Raw genomic sequence first — 13,767 nt, 5'->3', positions numbered from 1 at the left:
GTCGAGTCTAGTTCGCAGCCGGCTATCAGCTTGCCGCGAGACCGGCGACCAGGCGGGTCAGGGCCGTCCGGTCGGGCTTGCCGCTCGCGAGCAGGGGCACACTGTCGACCCGGACGATGCGGTCGGGTGCCGCGGCACGACCGGCGACGGCCGCCACCGCCGACCGCAGGGCCGCGAGGCCGTCGACCGCCGAGTCGTCGGCGGCCAGGTCGTCGGCGGCCAGGTCGTCGGCGGCCAGGTCGTCGGCCGACGTCGGTGCAGGAGGCGCGGCGTCGGTGACCACGACGGGCACCTCGCCCCACCGGACGTGCGCCGCGCGGACGACCACGGCGTCGGCGAGCCCCGGCTGCTCGCGCACGACCCGCTCGACGACGCCGAGCGACACCTTCTCACCTCCCGAGACGATCACGTCGTCGAGCCGACCGCTGACGGTCAGCACCCCGTCGGACGACACCGTGCCCGCGTCGCCCGTGCGGTACCACCGCAGGCCGTCACGCGTGACGAAGGCCGCGGCCGTGCGCTCGGGATCGTCGAGGTAGCCCTCGGCCAGCGACGGCCCGCTCAGCTCGACCTGGCCGTCGACGACCTCGACGCGGGTGCGGCCCACGGGCACGCCGTCGTACACGCACCCGCCGCTGGTCTCACTCGACCCGTAGGTGCGCACGACGGTGACGCCGAGGCGGCGGGCCCGCTCGACGAGGGGGGCGGGGGTCGCCTGCCCGCCCACCAACAGGGCGTCGAAGCGGCGCAACACGTCGGCGACGGCGGGGTCGGCCTCGGCGACGTCGAGCGCCGTCGTGAGTTGGGCCGGGACGAGGGACGAGTACCGGACGGGGTGATCCAGACGCTCGGCGGCGGCGACGAAGGCGCCGACGTCGAAGTGCCCCGGCGCGAGCAGGGCCGGCTCGGTACCGGCGGCGAGCGAGCGGACCAGCACGTTCAGGCCCGCGACGTAGTGCGCCGGCAGGGCGAGCACCCACTGCCCCGGCCCGGCCAGGGCGCCGTCGGCCGCGGCGGCACCGGCGAGCACGGCGTCGGAGGACAGCGCCACGCGCTTCGGGCGACCGCTCGAGCCGCTGGTCTCGACGACCAGTGACACCGCCTGCGGCACGACACCGGGCAGGTCGACGGGCACGCGGTCGTCGGTCCGGGGGGCGACGGCGGGACCACCCTCGAGCGCGACCCGGAGCGCGTCGAGCACGGCACCGGGGTCACGGGCGTCGACGGCGAGCAGGGGGCGGGTCACGCGCCGCGCCTCCGGACGGACCGTCGGGGGCGACCCGAGCGGTCGCCCGGCCCCGTCGGACTCGCGGACATCAGTACTGCCAGGGGAAGGGCGACCAGTCGGGCGCGCGCTTCTCGAGGAACGAGTCGCGCCCCTCGACGGCCTCGTCGGTGCCGTAGGCGAGACGGGTCGCCTCGCCCGCGAAGACCTGCTGGCCGACGATGCCATCGTCGGTCGCGTTGAAGGCGAACTTGAGCATGCGGATGGCGGTCGGGGACTTCGTCAGGATGGTGCGGGCCATGGCGAGCGCCTCGCGTTCGAGGTCGGCGTGCGGCACGACGCGGTTCACGGCCCCCATCTCGTAGGCGCGATCGGCGCTGTACTCTTCCGCGAGGAAGAACACCTCGCGTGCGAACTTCTGCCCGATCTGCTTGGCGAAGTAGGCGCTGCCGTACCCCGCGTCGAACGAGCCCACGTCGGCATCGGTCTGCTTGAACTTGCCGTGTTCCCGGCTCGCGACGGTCAGGTCGCAGACCACGTGCAGGGAGTGCCCACCGCCGGCGGCCCATCCGGGCACCACGGCGATGACGACCTTGGGCATGAACCGGATCAGCCGCTGCACCTCGAGGATGTGCAGCCGTCCCGCCGACGCCGGGTCGGGCACGTTCGCCTGGTCGCCCTCGGCCTTGTAGCCGTCACGACCACGGATGCGCTGGTCCCCGCCGCTGCAGAACGCCCAGCCGCCGTCCTTCGCGCTGGGACCGTTGCCCGTGAGCAGGACGACCCCGATGCGGCTGTTCATGCGGGCGTCGTCGAGCACCCGGTAGAGCTCGTCGACCGTGTGCGGCCGGAACGCGTTGCGCACCTCGGGACGGTCGAAGGCCACGCGGGCCACGCGGCCGTCGACGCTGTGGTGGTAGGTGACGTCGGTCAGGGAGTCGAAGCCCTCGACCCTGCGCCACTCGGTCGGATCGAACAGGTCGGACACCTCGGAAGCCATGTCGCCAGCCTACCGACGGGGTCCGACCTCGCCCCGACCGGGGTCAGACCGTCGAGACGAACTGCGCGATCAGCCAGACGAGCACGAACGGGTTCGACAGCGAGCTGAGGATCACGGCGGCCACCCCCCACCAGCGACCACGACGCATGACGACGGCCATCAGCCCGACGACCCCGACGACGATCGAGGCCAACAGGGTGACGAGGGCGAGGACGGCGGCCGGGCTGACGGCGTCCGCGGCGAGGAGGCCCAGGGCCAGTCCGTCGAGGGCGAGCAGCACGATCGCCAGGGCGAACGTGACGACGCCCAGCCGTCGGCTGCGCGGAGGCCGGTCGACCACGTCGTGACCGGGGCCGTCGAAGACCTGGAGGTCGTCGGGCTCCGACGCGTCGCGGCCGGTGCCCTCACGCCCCCGGGCGGGGAGCTCGTCGGGTGACCACTCCGGTTCTCGGGCGGGTACGGGTTCGCGGTCGACCATGACGCACGACCTTACCGGGGTCGCCGGTGCGACACTGAGCGGATGCCGACCGTCGACCGCGCGCCGTCCACCACTCCCCCGCTGCCTCCCCTGGCCGACCTGGTCGACGACGCCCACGTCGTCCGCCTCCCCCTCCGCACGCGCTTCCGCGGGCTCGACGAGCGCGAGGCCCTGGTGGTCGAGGGCCCCTCGGGCTGGACCGAGTTCAGCCCCTTCCTCGAGTACGGGCCGGCCGAGTCGGCCGCCTGGCTCGCGGCCACGATCGACTTCGGCTGGGGCCGTCTCCCCGACGTGGGTGCCCGTCGGGTGCCGGTCAACGCCACCCTGCCGGCGGTCGCCGCCGACCGGGTGCCCGACGTGCTCGCCCGCTACCGCGGCTGCCGGACGGTCAAGGTCAAGGTCGCCGAACGCGGACAGACCCTCGCGGACGACATCGCCCGCGTGGCCGCGGCCCGCGAGTGGGTCGGCCCCGAGGGCCGCGTCCGCGTCGACGCCAACGGGGGCTGGTCGGTCGAGTCCGCCGAGGAGGCGCTGGTCGGCCTGGCACCGTACGCCCTGGAATACGCGGAACAGCCGTGCGCCACGGTGGCCGAGCTCGCCGAGCTGCGACGCCGCGTCTCGGGGCTGGGCGTGCTCGTCGCGGCCGACGAGAGCGTCCGGAAGGCCGACGACCCATTGGCCGTCGCCCGTGCCGGCGCCGCGGACCTGCTCGTGATCAAGGCCCAACCGCTCGGCGGCGTCACCGCCGCACTCCGGATCGTCGCCGCGGCCGGGTTGCCCGTCGTCGTCTCGAGCGCCCTCGACACGTCGGTCGGGCTCAGCATGGGCGCGCACCTCGCCGCCGCCGTGCCCGACCTCTGCCACGACTGCGGCCTCGGCACGGCTGCGCTGCTCGGGGCCGACGTGACGCGCGATCCCCTCCTGCCCGTCGACGGGGCGATCGACGTGCGCCGTGTCGACGTCGACGTCGACCTGCTCCGTCGTCACGCGGTGGACGACGACCGACGCGAGATGTGGCTGGAGCGGCTCCGCGCCTCCTACGAGGTGCTCGCCGACTGACGTCGGTTCACGCGGCTCGGCAGGCGACGCCGGGGCGCCGGTCGATCAGAGACCCGAGTAGGCGTGCAGACCCTTGAAGAAGACGTTGACGACCGAGAAGTTGAACATGACGGCGGCGAAGCCGATGATCGACAACCACGACGAGCGGGCCCCACGCCACCCGCGGGTCGCCCGCGCGTGGATGTACCCGGCGTAGAGCACCCAGATGATGAAGGTCCAGACCTCTTTGGTGTCCCAGCCCCAGTAACGACCCCAGGCCCGCTCGGCCCAGATGGCGCCGGCGATGAGGGTGAAGGTCCAGAGGACGAAGCCGACGAGGGCGATGCGGTAGGCCAGGTCTTCGAGGCGCTCGGCACTGGGGAGGGTGTCGAGGAAGCGCAGACCGGCGAGCTTGGACTGCTCACGCTTCGTCTGCACGAGCTGGGCGGCCGAGAGGCCGGCGGCGATGGCGAAGAACGCCGTGCCGAGGATGGCCACGAAGACGTGGATCACCAGCCACGCCGACTGGAGCGCCGGCGGCAGCGGCGAGACCGCCACGTAGTAGTTGACGGTGCCGATCGCGAGCAGCACCAGGTTGAGGCCCATGACGTACGCGCCGAGGAACCGCAGGTTGACCACCAGCTGCACGGCCAGGTAGACGCCGACGATGATCGCGGTGCCGGTGAGCGAGAACTCGAACATGTTGGCCCACGGCACGCGACCGGCGGCGAGGCCGCGCAGCACGACCGAGGCGACGTGCACGACGAACCCGAGCAGCATCATCGCGATGGCGACGCGCTCGAAGCTCGACGCCTTGGCGGGCGCACCGGTGGAGGCGGAGGCCGCCCCACCCGCACCGCGCGACGGCCGGTCGAGGACGACCGTGCTGCCACCCGCTGCCGAGCGCGAGACGGACGCCGTCGCGAGGGCTTCGGCCTTGGCGGCACGGGCCGCCGCCTGCTGGGCGTCACCGGACCGCTTCGCCAGGTCGAGGGCGAAGGCCACGAACGAGATCGTGTAGATGGCCATCGCCGAGTACACGGCGACGAGCGAGTAGTAGGCGAGGTCGGCGGTCACCATCAGATCTTACGTCCGCGTCCACCGGCAGCGGGGCCGGGTTTCTCGACGTCGTGACGGGCCGAGTCGTCGGCCACCTCGCGGGCCACGTCCGCCGGGACGCCCAGACCACTGAGGTGCGCCTTGGCGATGTCGCCGACGGCGCGTCCGAGCGTGGGGTCCTCGCCGCGGGCGAGACCGGCGTACTCGAGCCGGACGCCCTCGTCGGTCTCGGTCGCCTTGACCCAGACCCGGCGGCGCGGCACGAACAGCGCCGTCAACAGACCGGCGAACGAGAGCCCGGCGAAGAGCAGCACCCAGACCTGCGACGGGTCGTGGTGGATGTCGAACGAGGCGAACCGTTTGACGCCGTCGAAGGTGATCGTGCCCAGACCGTCGGGGATCGTCGCCGTCTCGCCCGGGGTCAGCTGGACGGCCTTCTCCTGCGCGTCGTCGTCGGTGCCGGCCAACGGGGTCAGACCGTCGGTGTCGAGCGTGTAGACCGACGTCGGCACGCCCGCGTCGAGCCCGAGGTCGCCCGAGTAGACGTTCAGGCTGAGCACGGGGTTCGTGGTGTCCGGATCGGTGGACGTCAGGGCCCCCGTGCCGTTGTCCGCCGCCGTGGGGTAGAAGAACCCGATCATGCCGAGCTGGTCGGGCAGGGCGTCGGGCACCTTGATGACGCCGAGCGAGGTCAGGTTCGTGTCCTGCGGCAGGAACGGCACCGTGTCGCGGAAGGCGACGTTGCCCTCGCCGTCGCGCACCGTCACGTCGACCGCGTAGCCGTTGCCCAGCAGGTAGACGTTCGAGCCGCCGATCGACAGGGGCGAGTTGACCTTGATCTGCGTCTTCTCGGCGTCGCCGCCTCGCGCCTGGGCGGTGACGTCGGCGGTGAAGTCGGTGGCCATGCCGGCGGCGCCCGCGGAGTCGGGCGCGTACTCGGTCGAGAACTCGTCGAGCGCGATCGAGAACGGCGAGAGCTGTGTCTCGTCGAACCAGCGTCCAGGGTTGAAGGAGTCGTACGAGCCGAGGACGTTCGAGAACGTCTGCCCCTCGACGACGACGCGCTGGCCCGAGTAGCCGAAGCCGCCACCGACCCCGACGGTCAGCAGCACCCCGACGAGGGCCGAGTGGAAGACCAGGTTGCCGGTCTCGCGCAGGTATCCGCGCTCGGCGCTGACCGAGTCGCCGAAGACCTGTGTGCGGTAGCCGGCGCGCTTCAGCTGGGCACGGGCCGCGTCGACGGCACGGGCGGCCGTGATCGAGGCCTCACCCGCGCCTCCTGCGGTCTCGAGGGTGATCGACCGGTAGCCGGCCAGGCGCGACAGCCGCGCGGGGGTCTTGGGCGGGCGGGCCCGCAGCGCCTCGAAGTGGTGCCGCGTGCGCGGGATGATGCAGCCGATCAACGAGATGAAGAGCAGCAGGTAGACGGCCGAGAACCAGGGCGACGAGTAGGTGTCGAAGACGCCGAGCTTGTCGAGCACGGGGAACAGGTCGGGGTGGTCGGTGCGGTACTGGACGACGCCGTTCGGGTCGGAGGTGCGCTGCGGCACGAGCGAGCCGGGGATCGCCGCGACGGCGAGCAGCATCAGCAGGAAGAGCGCGGTCTTCATGCTGGTCAGCTGCCGCCAGAAGAAGCGCAGGTAGCCCAGGGGGCCGAGCTTGGGCTGCGTGATGCCCGCACCGTCGGAAGGCCCCGGGCGGACCGAGTCGATGTGGTCGCTCGGGCGCAACGGGTCGCCGCCGACGTCGGTCGCGTCGGCGTCGGTCAGCCCGGTGTCGGTCACCCCGGTGTCGGCGCCGGCCGAGGAGGCGCGGGTCGCGTCGCCCCCGTCGCGGTCAGACGATCGTGCCATAGGTCGCGATCACCGCCCCGACGTGCGACATGAGGCTGGACCAGAGGCCCGTGACCATGAGCAGACCGATGAGCACGAGCAGTGACCCTCCGACGATGTTGACGACGCGGATGTGCCGCTTGACGAACGAGATGGACCGGGAGGCCCAGCCGAAGCCGAGCGCGACGAGCAGGAACGGCACCCCGAGGCCGATGCAGTAGAAGGCGCCGAGCAGGACACCCTGCCAGGCCGAGCCCGAACCCAGGGCGAGCACCTGCACCGCGGCCAGGGTCGGGCCGATGCACGGCGTCCACCCGATGCCGAAGACGATGCCGAGCAGGGGAGCCCCGGCGAGGCCCGTCCTCGGGAGGAACCCGGGCTTCAGGGTGCGCTGCAAGAACGTGAACTGCCCGATGAAGACGAGGCCGAGCAGGATCACCACGACGCCCATGACGCGCGTGACGACCTCGCGCCACTGGATCAGCCAGAACCCCGCCGAGGCGAAGGCGAGCGAGGTGCCGACGAAGACGATCGAGAAGCCGAGGATGAACAGGACGACGCCGAGCACGAGCCGGCGGCGGTCGCGACGCTCGGCCCCTGCCTCGGTCGCCCCGGTCGTCAGACCGCCGACGTACCCGAGGTATCCCGGCACGAGCGGCAGCACGCAGGGCGACAGGAACGAGATGAGCCCCGCCAGCAGGGCCACCGGCAGGCCGACCGCGAGCTGACCGCCCACGACCGCGTCGAAGAAGGGATTGCCCTGGTACACCTAGGACGTCTCGGCGAGGGTGTCGGAGATCAGGGTGTCGAGGATGCTCGGCCCGTCGAGACCACCCAGGATGCGCGCCGCGATGCGGCCCTGCTTGTCGAGGACGATCGTGGTCGGGACGGCGTTGGGCGCGATCGTGCCCGCGAGGGCGAGTTGGACGGCCCCGTCGTTGGCGTCGACGACCGACGGGTAGGTGACGTCGAAGGTGCGGGCGAAGGCCAGGGAGGTGTCGGCCTGGTCGCGCACGTTGACGCCGAGGAACTCGACGCCCTTGTCGGCGTACGACTGGTTGAGCTTCTCGAGCTCGGGCGCCTCGAGGCGGCAGGGCGGGCACGCGGCGTACCAGAAGTTCAGGACGACGACCTCGCCCTCGTGGTCTGACCGCGAGACGGTCTCGCCGGCGTCGGTCTCGGCCGTGAACGCGACCGGGTCGGTGCGGTCCTCGGGCGCGATCTCGGTCACGGTGCCGTTGCCCGAGATGTAGTTCTCGGTGGTGCCGTTGCCGTACTGCGTCGCGAGGTCGTCGGCCGTGGACGAGCACCCCGTGGCGACGAGGGCGACCACGCCGGCCAGGGCGAGGCCGCGGGCCACGAGACGGGCGCGGGTCGGGCGGATGGTCTGGCTCACACTGCTCCCAGGTCGACGGCGGACTGGTTCAAGTGTGCAGCGGGTTCCTGGTAGCCGACCTCGACGAAGCCCCCCTCGCGGCGTTCGAGCGTGGTGATGCTCGAGAGCGTGCAGCGGCGGCGGCGCGGATCGTGGAACAGGCGGGCGCCGGTGACGCTCCGGTGGACCATCCAGATGGGCAGCTGGTGGCTGACGAGCACGACGTCGCCCTCGTCGACGCTCGACCAGGCCTCGTCGATCGCCGAGAGCATGCGGGCGGCGATGCTGACGTAGGCCTCGCCCCAGCTGGGCTTCAGGGGGTTGACGATCCACGGCCACTCGGCCGGCACCTTGAGCTGCTTGGCGATGCTGAAGTCGCTGCGGCGCCCCTCGTACTTGTTGCTCGGCTCGACCAGCCGCTCGTCGACCTGTGTCTCGAGCCCGAAGGCCGCCGACCACGGGGCGGCGCTCTCGCGGGTGCGCTGCAGCGGTGAGGCGTAGACGGCACGGACCGGAACACCCTGCTCGTGGAAGGCCTCGGCCGAGGCGGCCGCCATCCGGTGGCCGAGATCGCTCAGGCCGAACCCGTCGAGGCGGCCGTAGAGCACGTGCTCGGGATTGTGCACCTCACCGTGCCGGACGAGGTGGATCTGCTGCGCGGGCATGCGAACGAGTCTAGGTCGGGACCGCCTGCACACCTCCCACACGGGAAGCCCCAAGCTCGCCGGAGCCCCGGACGGACGGTCCGGCGGGCCGCGAGAGGCGGTGACTGTAAACTCGGGCCTCGTGATCGAACGCACCCTCATCAAAGACCTGTCCGCGTTGCCCGACGGACCCGTGACCGTGACCGGCTGGGTCGAGACGGTGCGTGACCAGAAGAAGGTGCAGTTCGTCGTCCTCCGCGACGAGACCGGCGCCCTCCAGCTGGTCCGCCCCCGCACGGCCGCCGACGTGCTCGAGGCCGCGGGCGAGACCGACGACGTCGCGGACGCCATCTCGTCGCTGTCACAGGGCAGCTTCGTCACCGTCACGGGCGAACTGAAGCACGACGAGCGCGTCAAGCTCGGCGGCATCGAGGTCAAGGTCGAGACGCTCGTCGTCGACTCGCTGGCCGACCCCGAGACCCCGATCGCCGCCGACAGCAGCATCGACAAGCGACTCGACTACCGCTTCCTCGACCTGCGCGTGCCGCGCAACGCCCTGATCTTCCGTGTGCAGACGACGTTCGAGCACGCTCTGCGCACCTGGTGGATCGAGCGTGACTTCGTCGAGATCCACACGCCGAAGCTCATGGCCACGGCGAGCGAGTCCAACGCCGAGCTGTTCAAGGTCGACTACTTCGAGGGCGCCGCCTACCTGGCGCAGAGCCCCCAGTTCTTCAAGCAGATGGCGCAGACCGCCGGCTTCGGCAAGATCTTCGAGATCGCGCCGGTGTTCCGCGCCGACCCGTCGTTCACCTCGCGTCACGCGACCGAGTTCACCAGCGTCGACTCCGAGATCAGCTACGTGGACAGCCACGAAGACGTCATGCGAATGCACGAAGAACTGCTCGTGGCCGCGTTCTCGGCCGTGAAGGAGAAGCACGGCGACGAGATCAAGGCGCTCTTCGACGTCGAGGTCACCGTCCCCGTGACGCCGTTCCCCCGCATCCCCCTCGCCGAGGCGAAGCGCATCGTCGCCGAGCGCGGCTACGAGGTGCCCCGTGCCGACGCCGACATGGACCCCGAGGGCGAGCGCCGCATCTCGGAGTACGTGCGAGAGGAGTTCGGCCACGAGTTCGTCTTCCTGACCGACTACGACATCTCGATCCGCCCGTTCTATCACATGCGTCATGAGGACGACCCGCAGCTGTCCAAGAGCTACGACCTGATCTTCAACGGCACCGAGATCTCGACCGGCGCCCAGCGCGAGCACCGCATCGAGGTGCTCGAGCAGCAGATCCGCGAGAAGGGCCTCAAACCCGAAGAACTCGGCGGCTACCTCGACTTCTTCCGCTACGGCGCCCCCTCGCACGGTGGCTTCGGCATGGGCCTCGCCCGCGTGCTGATGCTCATGCTGCACCAGGCCAACCTGCGCGAGGTGACCTTCCTCTTCCGCGGCCCCACGCGCCTCCAGCCGTAGGCCCGCCGCACGAACGACAGAAGCCCCGACGAGAGTGATCTCGTCGGGGCTTCTCGTCGCTGCGCGTGTCGGACCGGCCTAGAGGACGGCTGCGCGGAGTGCCGTCCGCAGGCGCTCGGGCTCGACTCGCCAGATGGTGTGGACGCGACCGTCGATCAGCACGACGGGGATCTCTTCCGCGTACTCGGCGGTGAGCTCGGCGTCGTCGAGGATGTTCTTCTCGTCGACGGGAACGGCGGCATCGGCGAACTCGGCCTCGGCCAGCACATCGTGCAGCGCGGACCGGGCGTCGTCGCACAGGTGGCAGCCCGGCTTGGTCAGGAGGGTGATTCGCGGTTCAGCCATGCCCTCAAGGGTAGCGAGGGCCGAGCGACCCCCGGGCATGACGAAGGCCCCCGGCGACCGGTGGTCGGCGGGGGCCTTCGTGTCGAGCGACTACTTCTTGTTGCGACGCTGGTGACGAGTCTTGCGAAGCAGCTTGCGGTGCTTCTTCTTCGCCATGCGCTTGCGACGCTTCTTGATGACAGAACCCATAGAGGACCTCACTGATTTCTGGATTGGACCGACCGGGTCCGAAACAGAACCGCGGAAAAATGCCTCGGGTCAGTCTACTAGGACGGCCCGAGAAAGTCGAAGTGGCCTAACCGACGTCGGCGATGCCGATGCGCAACACGGCCGCGACGGCCGATTCCGGCACACGGAAGGACCGCCCGAAGCGGATCGCCGGGAGCTCGCCCGAGTGGACCATGCGGTAGACGGTCATCTTCGACACGCGCATCATGTCGGCCACCTCGGCGACCGTGAGGAACCGCACATCCGACAGATCCTGCGACATGACCCTGCCTCGACTCGTGCCCCGGGGCGGGGCTGTGGAGCAGACGGGTGTTTCCCGTGTGCCTGGGGGCAACTCTAGGGGCGCGTGTGACTCGGTGTAAAGGTCGGTCGGACGCTACTGCCCGGTGCGCCCCAGGCGCTTGCGCACGGGATCGATGACGCGTTCGTCGAGGGCACCGAGCGCGCTCTGCGCGTCGTGCAGGGCCGAGGAGGCGCGGTACTGGGCTCCGGCCGCGTAGCGACCCAGCGTGCTCCCGACGTCTTCGGCGTCGGGCAGGTTCTCGGCCGCCCTGCGGAGCGGGGCGGGGACGGTGGCCCCGGCCCAGGCCGCGAACGGCGTGCTGGCCAGGGCCTCGGAGGTCAAGGAGTCGGCACTGACGAAGGGGATCAACCAGTCCTCGACGACCTCGAGCGGCCCCGGCTCGAGCGAGTAGTAGCGGTGCTGCCCCTCTTCGCGGACCCGCACGAGACCGGCCTCGCGCAGCACCCGCAGGTGCTTCGAGACCGTCGGCTGGCTGACGCCGAGCGACGTGACCATCTCGCCCACGCTGATGTCGGCGTTGGCGGAGTCGGTCGACAGCGACGCGTCGAGCAGCACCTTCAGGAGGTCTCGGCGGGTGGCGTCGGCGATCACGGCGAAGATGTCCGGCATGCGACCAGCGTAGTGACCCGGGATAGCATGACCGTCGTGACTCGCGCCCCCGTCGCCGGTCGACGCCGCCCCTCGGACCCCGGCCGCTCGCCCTGGCGCAGACTCAGCGACGCGATCGACGACATCGGTCGCAAGTCGCCCGCGCGCTTCGCCATCCTGATCTTCACCGGTCTGATCGTCGTCTTCACCCTGCTGTTCTCGCTGCCGATCTCGTCGGCCGACCGGACGATCACCCCGTTGGCCGACTCCGTCTTCACGGCCGTCTCGGTCATCTGCGTGACCGGCCTCGCGACCGTCGACATGGCCACCCACTGGTCCGTGTTCGGCCACGTCGTCATCTTCGTCGGCGTGCAGATCGGTGCGATCGGCGTGCTCACGCTGGCCTCGATCATGGGGCTCGTCGTCTCGCGCAAGCTCGGCCTCCGCGCCCGACTGATGGCCGCCGGCGACCAGAACCCGCTGCGGGTGCACGCCGGCCCGGTGCCCGAGGGTCAGGCGGTGCGTCTCGGCGAGATCGGCGGCCTGCTGACGACGGTGGCGCTCAGCTCGTTCGTGATCCAGCTGGTCATCGCGGTGCTGATGATCCCCCGCATGCTGATCGACGGCATCCCCGTCGGCGATGCCGTGCTCGACAGCTTCTACTACTCGGCCATGGCCTTCACGAACACCGGGTTCACGCCGAACGCCGAGGGCCTCGCCGCGTTCGAGAACGACTACTGGTTCCTCAGCCTGATCATGGTCGGGGTGTTCCTCGGCAGCATCGGGTTCCCGGTGATCTACGCCTTGGCCCGGAACCCCCGCAACCCCCGCCGCTGGTCGGTCCACGTCAAGCTGACCCTCGTCACGACCGCGATCCTGATCGTCTTCGGCATGGTGCTCTACATCGTCCTCGAGTTCGACAACCCCAAGACGTTCGGCGGCATCGCGGCCGGACCCACGGTGTTCCAGTCGCTCTTCCTCAGCATGATGACGAGATCGGGCGGCTTCTCGACGATCCAGATCTCCGACCTGAACGGCTCGTCCCTGCTCGTCACCGACATGCTCATGTTCATCGGCGGCGGCTCGGCCTCGACGGCCGGCGGCATCAAGGTCACGACGCTCGCCGTCCTGTTCCTCGCGGCGTTCGCCGAGGCGCGCGGTCAGCGGTCGATGGAGGCCTTCGGCCGTCGCATCCCCAGCGACGTCCTGCGCCTGGCCGTCAGCGTCGTGCTGTGGGGCGCGACGATCGTGGCGGTGTCGAGCATCCTGATCATGCACATCACCAAGGAGCCGCTCGACCACGTGCTGTTCGAGACCATCTCGGCCTTCGCGACGTCGGGCCTCAGCACGGGCCTGACCGACCGGCTCCCGGACTCGGCGAAGTACATCCTGGCGGTCACGATGTGGATGGGCCGCGTTGGTACAGTGACACTCTCCGTCGCCCTGGCCGCCAGCCAACGACGCCAGCTGTTCACCCGAGCCGAGGAGCGACCGATCGTTGGTTGACAAGATCAAGCACGACGCCCCGGTGCTCGTCATCGGCCTCGGCCGCTTCGGCGCCGCCACCGCCGGGCAGCTCGAACGGCAGGACCGCGACGTGCTCGCCGTCGACACCGACGCCGGGCTCGTGCAGAAGTGGGCCGACCGCGTGACGCACGCGGTGCAGGCGGATGCCCGCAGCATCGACGCGCTCAAGCAGATCGGCGCGCAGGACTTCTCGATCGCCGTGGTCGCGGTCGGCTCGTCCATCGAGGCCAGCGTGCTCATCACGGCCAACCTGGTCGACCTGAAGGTGCCGCAGATCTGGGCGAAGGCGATCAGCCAGTCGCACGGCAAGATCCTCGCCCGCATCGGCGCGAACCACGTGATCTACCCTGAGCGCGAGGCCGGCGAGCGCGTCGCGCACCTCGTCTCGGGCCGCATGCTCGACTACATCGAGTTCGACGACGCCTTCGCCATCGTCAAGATGTACCCGCCGAAGCCCGTCCGTGGGGCCTCGCTGGCCGCGTCGAACATCCGTAAGAAGTACGGCATCACCATCGTCGGCGTGAAGAGCCCCGGGGGCGCGTTCGTCGAGGCCACCCCCGACACGGTCATCAGCAACCACGACCTGATCATCGTGTCGGGTGACAGCCGCGCGATCGAACGCTTCGCCGCCCTCGAGGGCTGACCGC

General features: G+C 70.6%; 16 protein-coding genes. 4 read left to right on the top strand and 12 right to left on the bottom strand.

Annotated elements, in window-relative coordinates:
• Positions 1-25: 25 nt before the first annotated feature.
• The 3 genes from ASG28_RS01520 to ASG28_RS01510 all read right to left on the bottom strand — a co-directional run bounded on the left by ASG28_RS01520 (position 26) and on the right by ASG28_RS01510 (position 2,703).
• The gene (locus ASG28_RS01520) at positions 26-1,246 is read right to left on the bottom strand and encodes an AMP-binding protein (protein ID WP_055971243.1); all 1,221 of its coding nucleotides are present in this window, start codon (positions 1,244-1,246) and stop codon (positions 26-28) included.
• Positions 1,247-1,316: 70 nt separating this feature from the next.
• Positions 1,317-2,225, bottom strand: a complete 909-nt coding sequence (locus ASG28_RS01515) for a 1,4-dihydroxy-2-naphthoyl-CoA synthase (protein WP_055971239.1) — start codon at positions 2,223-2,225, stop codon at positions 1,317-1,319.
• Between the two features lie 43 nt (positions 2,226-2,268).
• Positions 2,269-2,703 carry a hypothetical protein gene (locus ASG28_RS01510; RefSeq protein ID WP_055971236.1) on the bottom strand — a complete coding sequence of 145 codons (435 nt, stop codon included), beginning with the start codon at positions 2,701-2,703 and terminating at the stop codon, positions 2,269-2,271.
• A 42-nt stretch (positions 2,704-2,745) separates the two neighbouring features.
• Here ASG28_RS01510 and ASG28_RS01505 point away from each other — a divergent pair, with 42 nt between their 5' ends.
• Complete coding sequence (locus ASG28_RS01505; protein ID WP_055971233.1) at positions 2,746-3,762, top strand: o-succinylbenzoate synthase; 1,017 nt, start codon at positions 2,746-2,748, stop codon at positions 3,760-3,762.
• A gap of 45 nt (positions 3,763-3,807) precedes the next feature.
• Here ASG28_RS01505 and ccsB read toward each other — a convergent pair whose 3' ends face one another.
• From ccsB to ASG28_RS01480, 5 genes are read right to left on the bottom strand one after another with little or no spacing between them, the layout of a single operon-like run.
• Positions 3,808-4,821 (bottom strand): c-type cytochrome biogenesis protein CcsB, encoded by a 1,014-nt coding sequence (gene ccsB, locus ASG28_RS01500; protein WP_055971230.1) that lies wholly within the window; start codon positions 4,819-4,821, stop codon positions 3,808-3,810.
• Entirely contained in the window at positions 4,821-6,653 is a 1,833-nt protein-coding gene (gene resB / locus ASG28_RS01495; protein WP_082454221.1) for a cytochrome c biogenesis protein ResB, read from the bottom strand. Before resB ends, ccsB begins: the two co-directional genes overlap by 1 nt.
• Positions 6,637-7,401 (bottom strand): cytochrome c biogenesis CcdA family protein, encoded by a 765-nt coding sequence (locus ASG28_RS01490; RefSeq protein ID WP_055971227.1) that lies wholly within the window; start codon positions 7,399-7,401, stop codon positions 6,637-6,639. The genes resB and ASG28_RS01490 overlap by 17 nt, the downstream gene beginning before the upstream one ends.
• Complete coding sequence (locus ASG28_RS01485; RefSeq protein WP_055971224.1) at positions 7,402-8,028, bottom strand: TlpA family protein disulfide reductase; 627 nt, start codon at positions 8,026-8,028, stop codon at positions 7,402-7,404.
• Complete coding sequence (locus ASG28_RS01480; RefSeq protein WP_055971221.1) at positions 8,025-8,672, bottom strand: histidine phosphatase family protein; 648 nt, start codon at positions 8,670-8,672, stop codon at positions 8,025-8,027. Before ASG28_RS01480 ends, ASG28_RS01485 begins: the two co-directional genes overlap by 4 nt.
• Positions 8,673-8,793: 121 nt before the next feature.
• Between ASG28_RS01480 and aspS the strand changes: the two genes are divergently transcribed.
• The gene (aspS, locus tag ASG28_RS01475; RefSeq protein WP_055971218.1) at positions 8,794-10,128 is read left to right on the top strand and encodes an aspartate--tRNA(Asn) ligase; all 1,335 of its coding nucleotides are present in this window, start codon (positions 8,794-8,796) and stop codon (positions 10,126-10,128) included.
• A 78-nt stretch (positions 10,129-10,206) separates the two neighbouring features.
• Here aspS and ASG28_RS01470 read toward each other — a convergent pair whose 3' ends face one another.
• From ASG28_RS01470 to ASG28_RS01460, 4 genes are all read right to left on the bottom strand, one after another.
• Positions 10,207-10,473 (bottom strand): glutaredoxin family protein, encoded by a 267-nt coding sequence (locus tag ASG28_RS01470; RefSeq protein WP_055971215.1) that lies wholly within the window; start codon positions 10,471-10,473, stop codon positions 10,207-10,209.
• A gap of 90 nt (positions 10,474-10,563) precedes the next feature.
• Positions 10,564-10,662, bottom strand: coding sequence for a 30S ribosomal protein bS22 (locus ASG28_RS15925; protein WP_003792170.1), 99 nt, complete (start codon positions 10,660-10,662; stop codon positions 10,564-10,566).
• A gap of 106 nt (positions 10,663-10,768) precedes the next feature.
• Complete coding sequence (locus ASG28_RS01465; protein ID WP_043593002.1) at positions 10,769-10,963, bottom strand: helix-turn-helix domain-containing protein; 195 nt, start codon at positions 10,961-10,963, stop codon at positions 10,769-10,771.
• Between the two features lie 114 nt (positions 10,964-11,077).
• A complete protein-coding gene (locus ASG28_RS01460) occupies positions 11,078-11,614 on the bottom strand; it encodes an ArsR/SmtB family transcription factor (protein WP_071255178.1) in 537 nt (178 codons plus the stop codon).
• 36 nt (positions 11,615-11,650) lie between these two features.
• Between ASG28_RS01460 and ASG28_RS01455 the strand changes: the two genes are divergently transcribed.
• Complete coding sequence (locus ASG28_RS01455) at positions 11,651-13,099, top strand: TrkH family potassium uptake protein (protein WP_369814136.1); 1,449 nt, start codon at positions 11,651-11,653, stop codon at positions 13,097-13,099.
• Positions 13,092-13,763, top strand: coding sequence for a potassium channel family protein (locus ASG28_RS01450; protein ID WP_054146335.1), 672 nt, complete (start codon positions 13,092-13,094; stop codon positions 13,761-13,763). Before ASG28_RS01455 ends, ASG28_RS01450 begins: the two co-directional genes overlap by 8 nt.
• Positions 13,764-13,767: the final 4 nt, after the last annotated feature.

It is taken from the genome of Frigoribacterium sp. Leaf415 (genome assembly GCF_001424645.1).
Classification (GTDB): Bacteria; Actinomycetota; Actinomycetes; order Actinomycetales; family Microbacteriaceae; genus Frigoribacterium.
The sequence above is the reverse complement of the archived record's forward strand: the minus strand, read 5'-3'. Positions and strand labels throughout refer to the sequence as shown.

What these genes read in the sequence shown, in the direction of transcription:
- ASG28_RS01480 (WP_055971221.1), bottom strand. Translation starts at nt 8,672, where the DNA reads ATGCCCGCGCAGCAGATCCACCTCGTCCGGCACGGTGAGGTGCACAAT.
- ccsB (WP_055971230.1), bottom strand. Translation starts at nt 4,821, where the DNA reads ATGGTGACCGCCGACCTCGCCTACTACTCGCTCGTCGCCGTGTACTCG.
- ASG28_RS01505 (WP_055971233.1), top strand. Translation starts at nt 2,746, where the DNA reads ATGCCGACCGTCGACCGCGCGCCGTCCACCACTCCCCCGCTGCCTCCC.
- ASG28_RS01515 (WP_055971239.1), bottom strand. Translation starts at nt 2,225, where the DNA reads ATGGCTTCCGAGGTGTCCGACCTGTTCGATCCGACCGAGTGGCGCAGG.
- ASG28_RS01465 (WP_043593002.1), bottom strand. Translation starts at nt 10,963, where the DNA reads ATGTCGCAGGATCTGTCGGATGTGCGGTTCCTCACGGTCGCCGAGGTG.
- ASG28_RS01510 (WP_055971236.1), bottom strand. Translation starts at nt 2,703, where the DNA reads ATGGTCGACCGCGAACCCGTACCCGCCCGAGAACCGGAGTGGTCACCC.
- resB (WP_082454221.1), bottom strand. Translation starts at nt 6,653, where the DNA reads ATGGCACGATCGTCTGACCGCGACGGGGGCGACGCGACCCGCGCCTCC.
- ASG28_RS01470 (WP_055971215.1), bottom strand. Translation starts at nt 10,473, where the DNA reads ATGGCTGAACCGCGAATCACCCTCCTGACCAAGCCGGGCTGCCACCTG.
- ASG28_RS01460 (WP_071255178.1), bottom strand. Translation starts at nt 11,614, where the DNA reads ATGCCGGACATCTTCGCCGTGATCGCCGACGCCACCCGCCGAGACCTC.
- ASG28_RS15925 (WP_003792170.1), bottom strand. Translation starts at nt 10,662, where the DNA reads ATGGGTTCTGTCATCAAGAAGCGTCGCAAGCGCATGGCGAAGAAGAAG.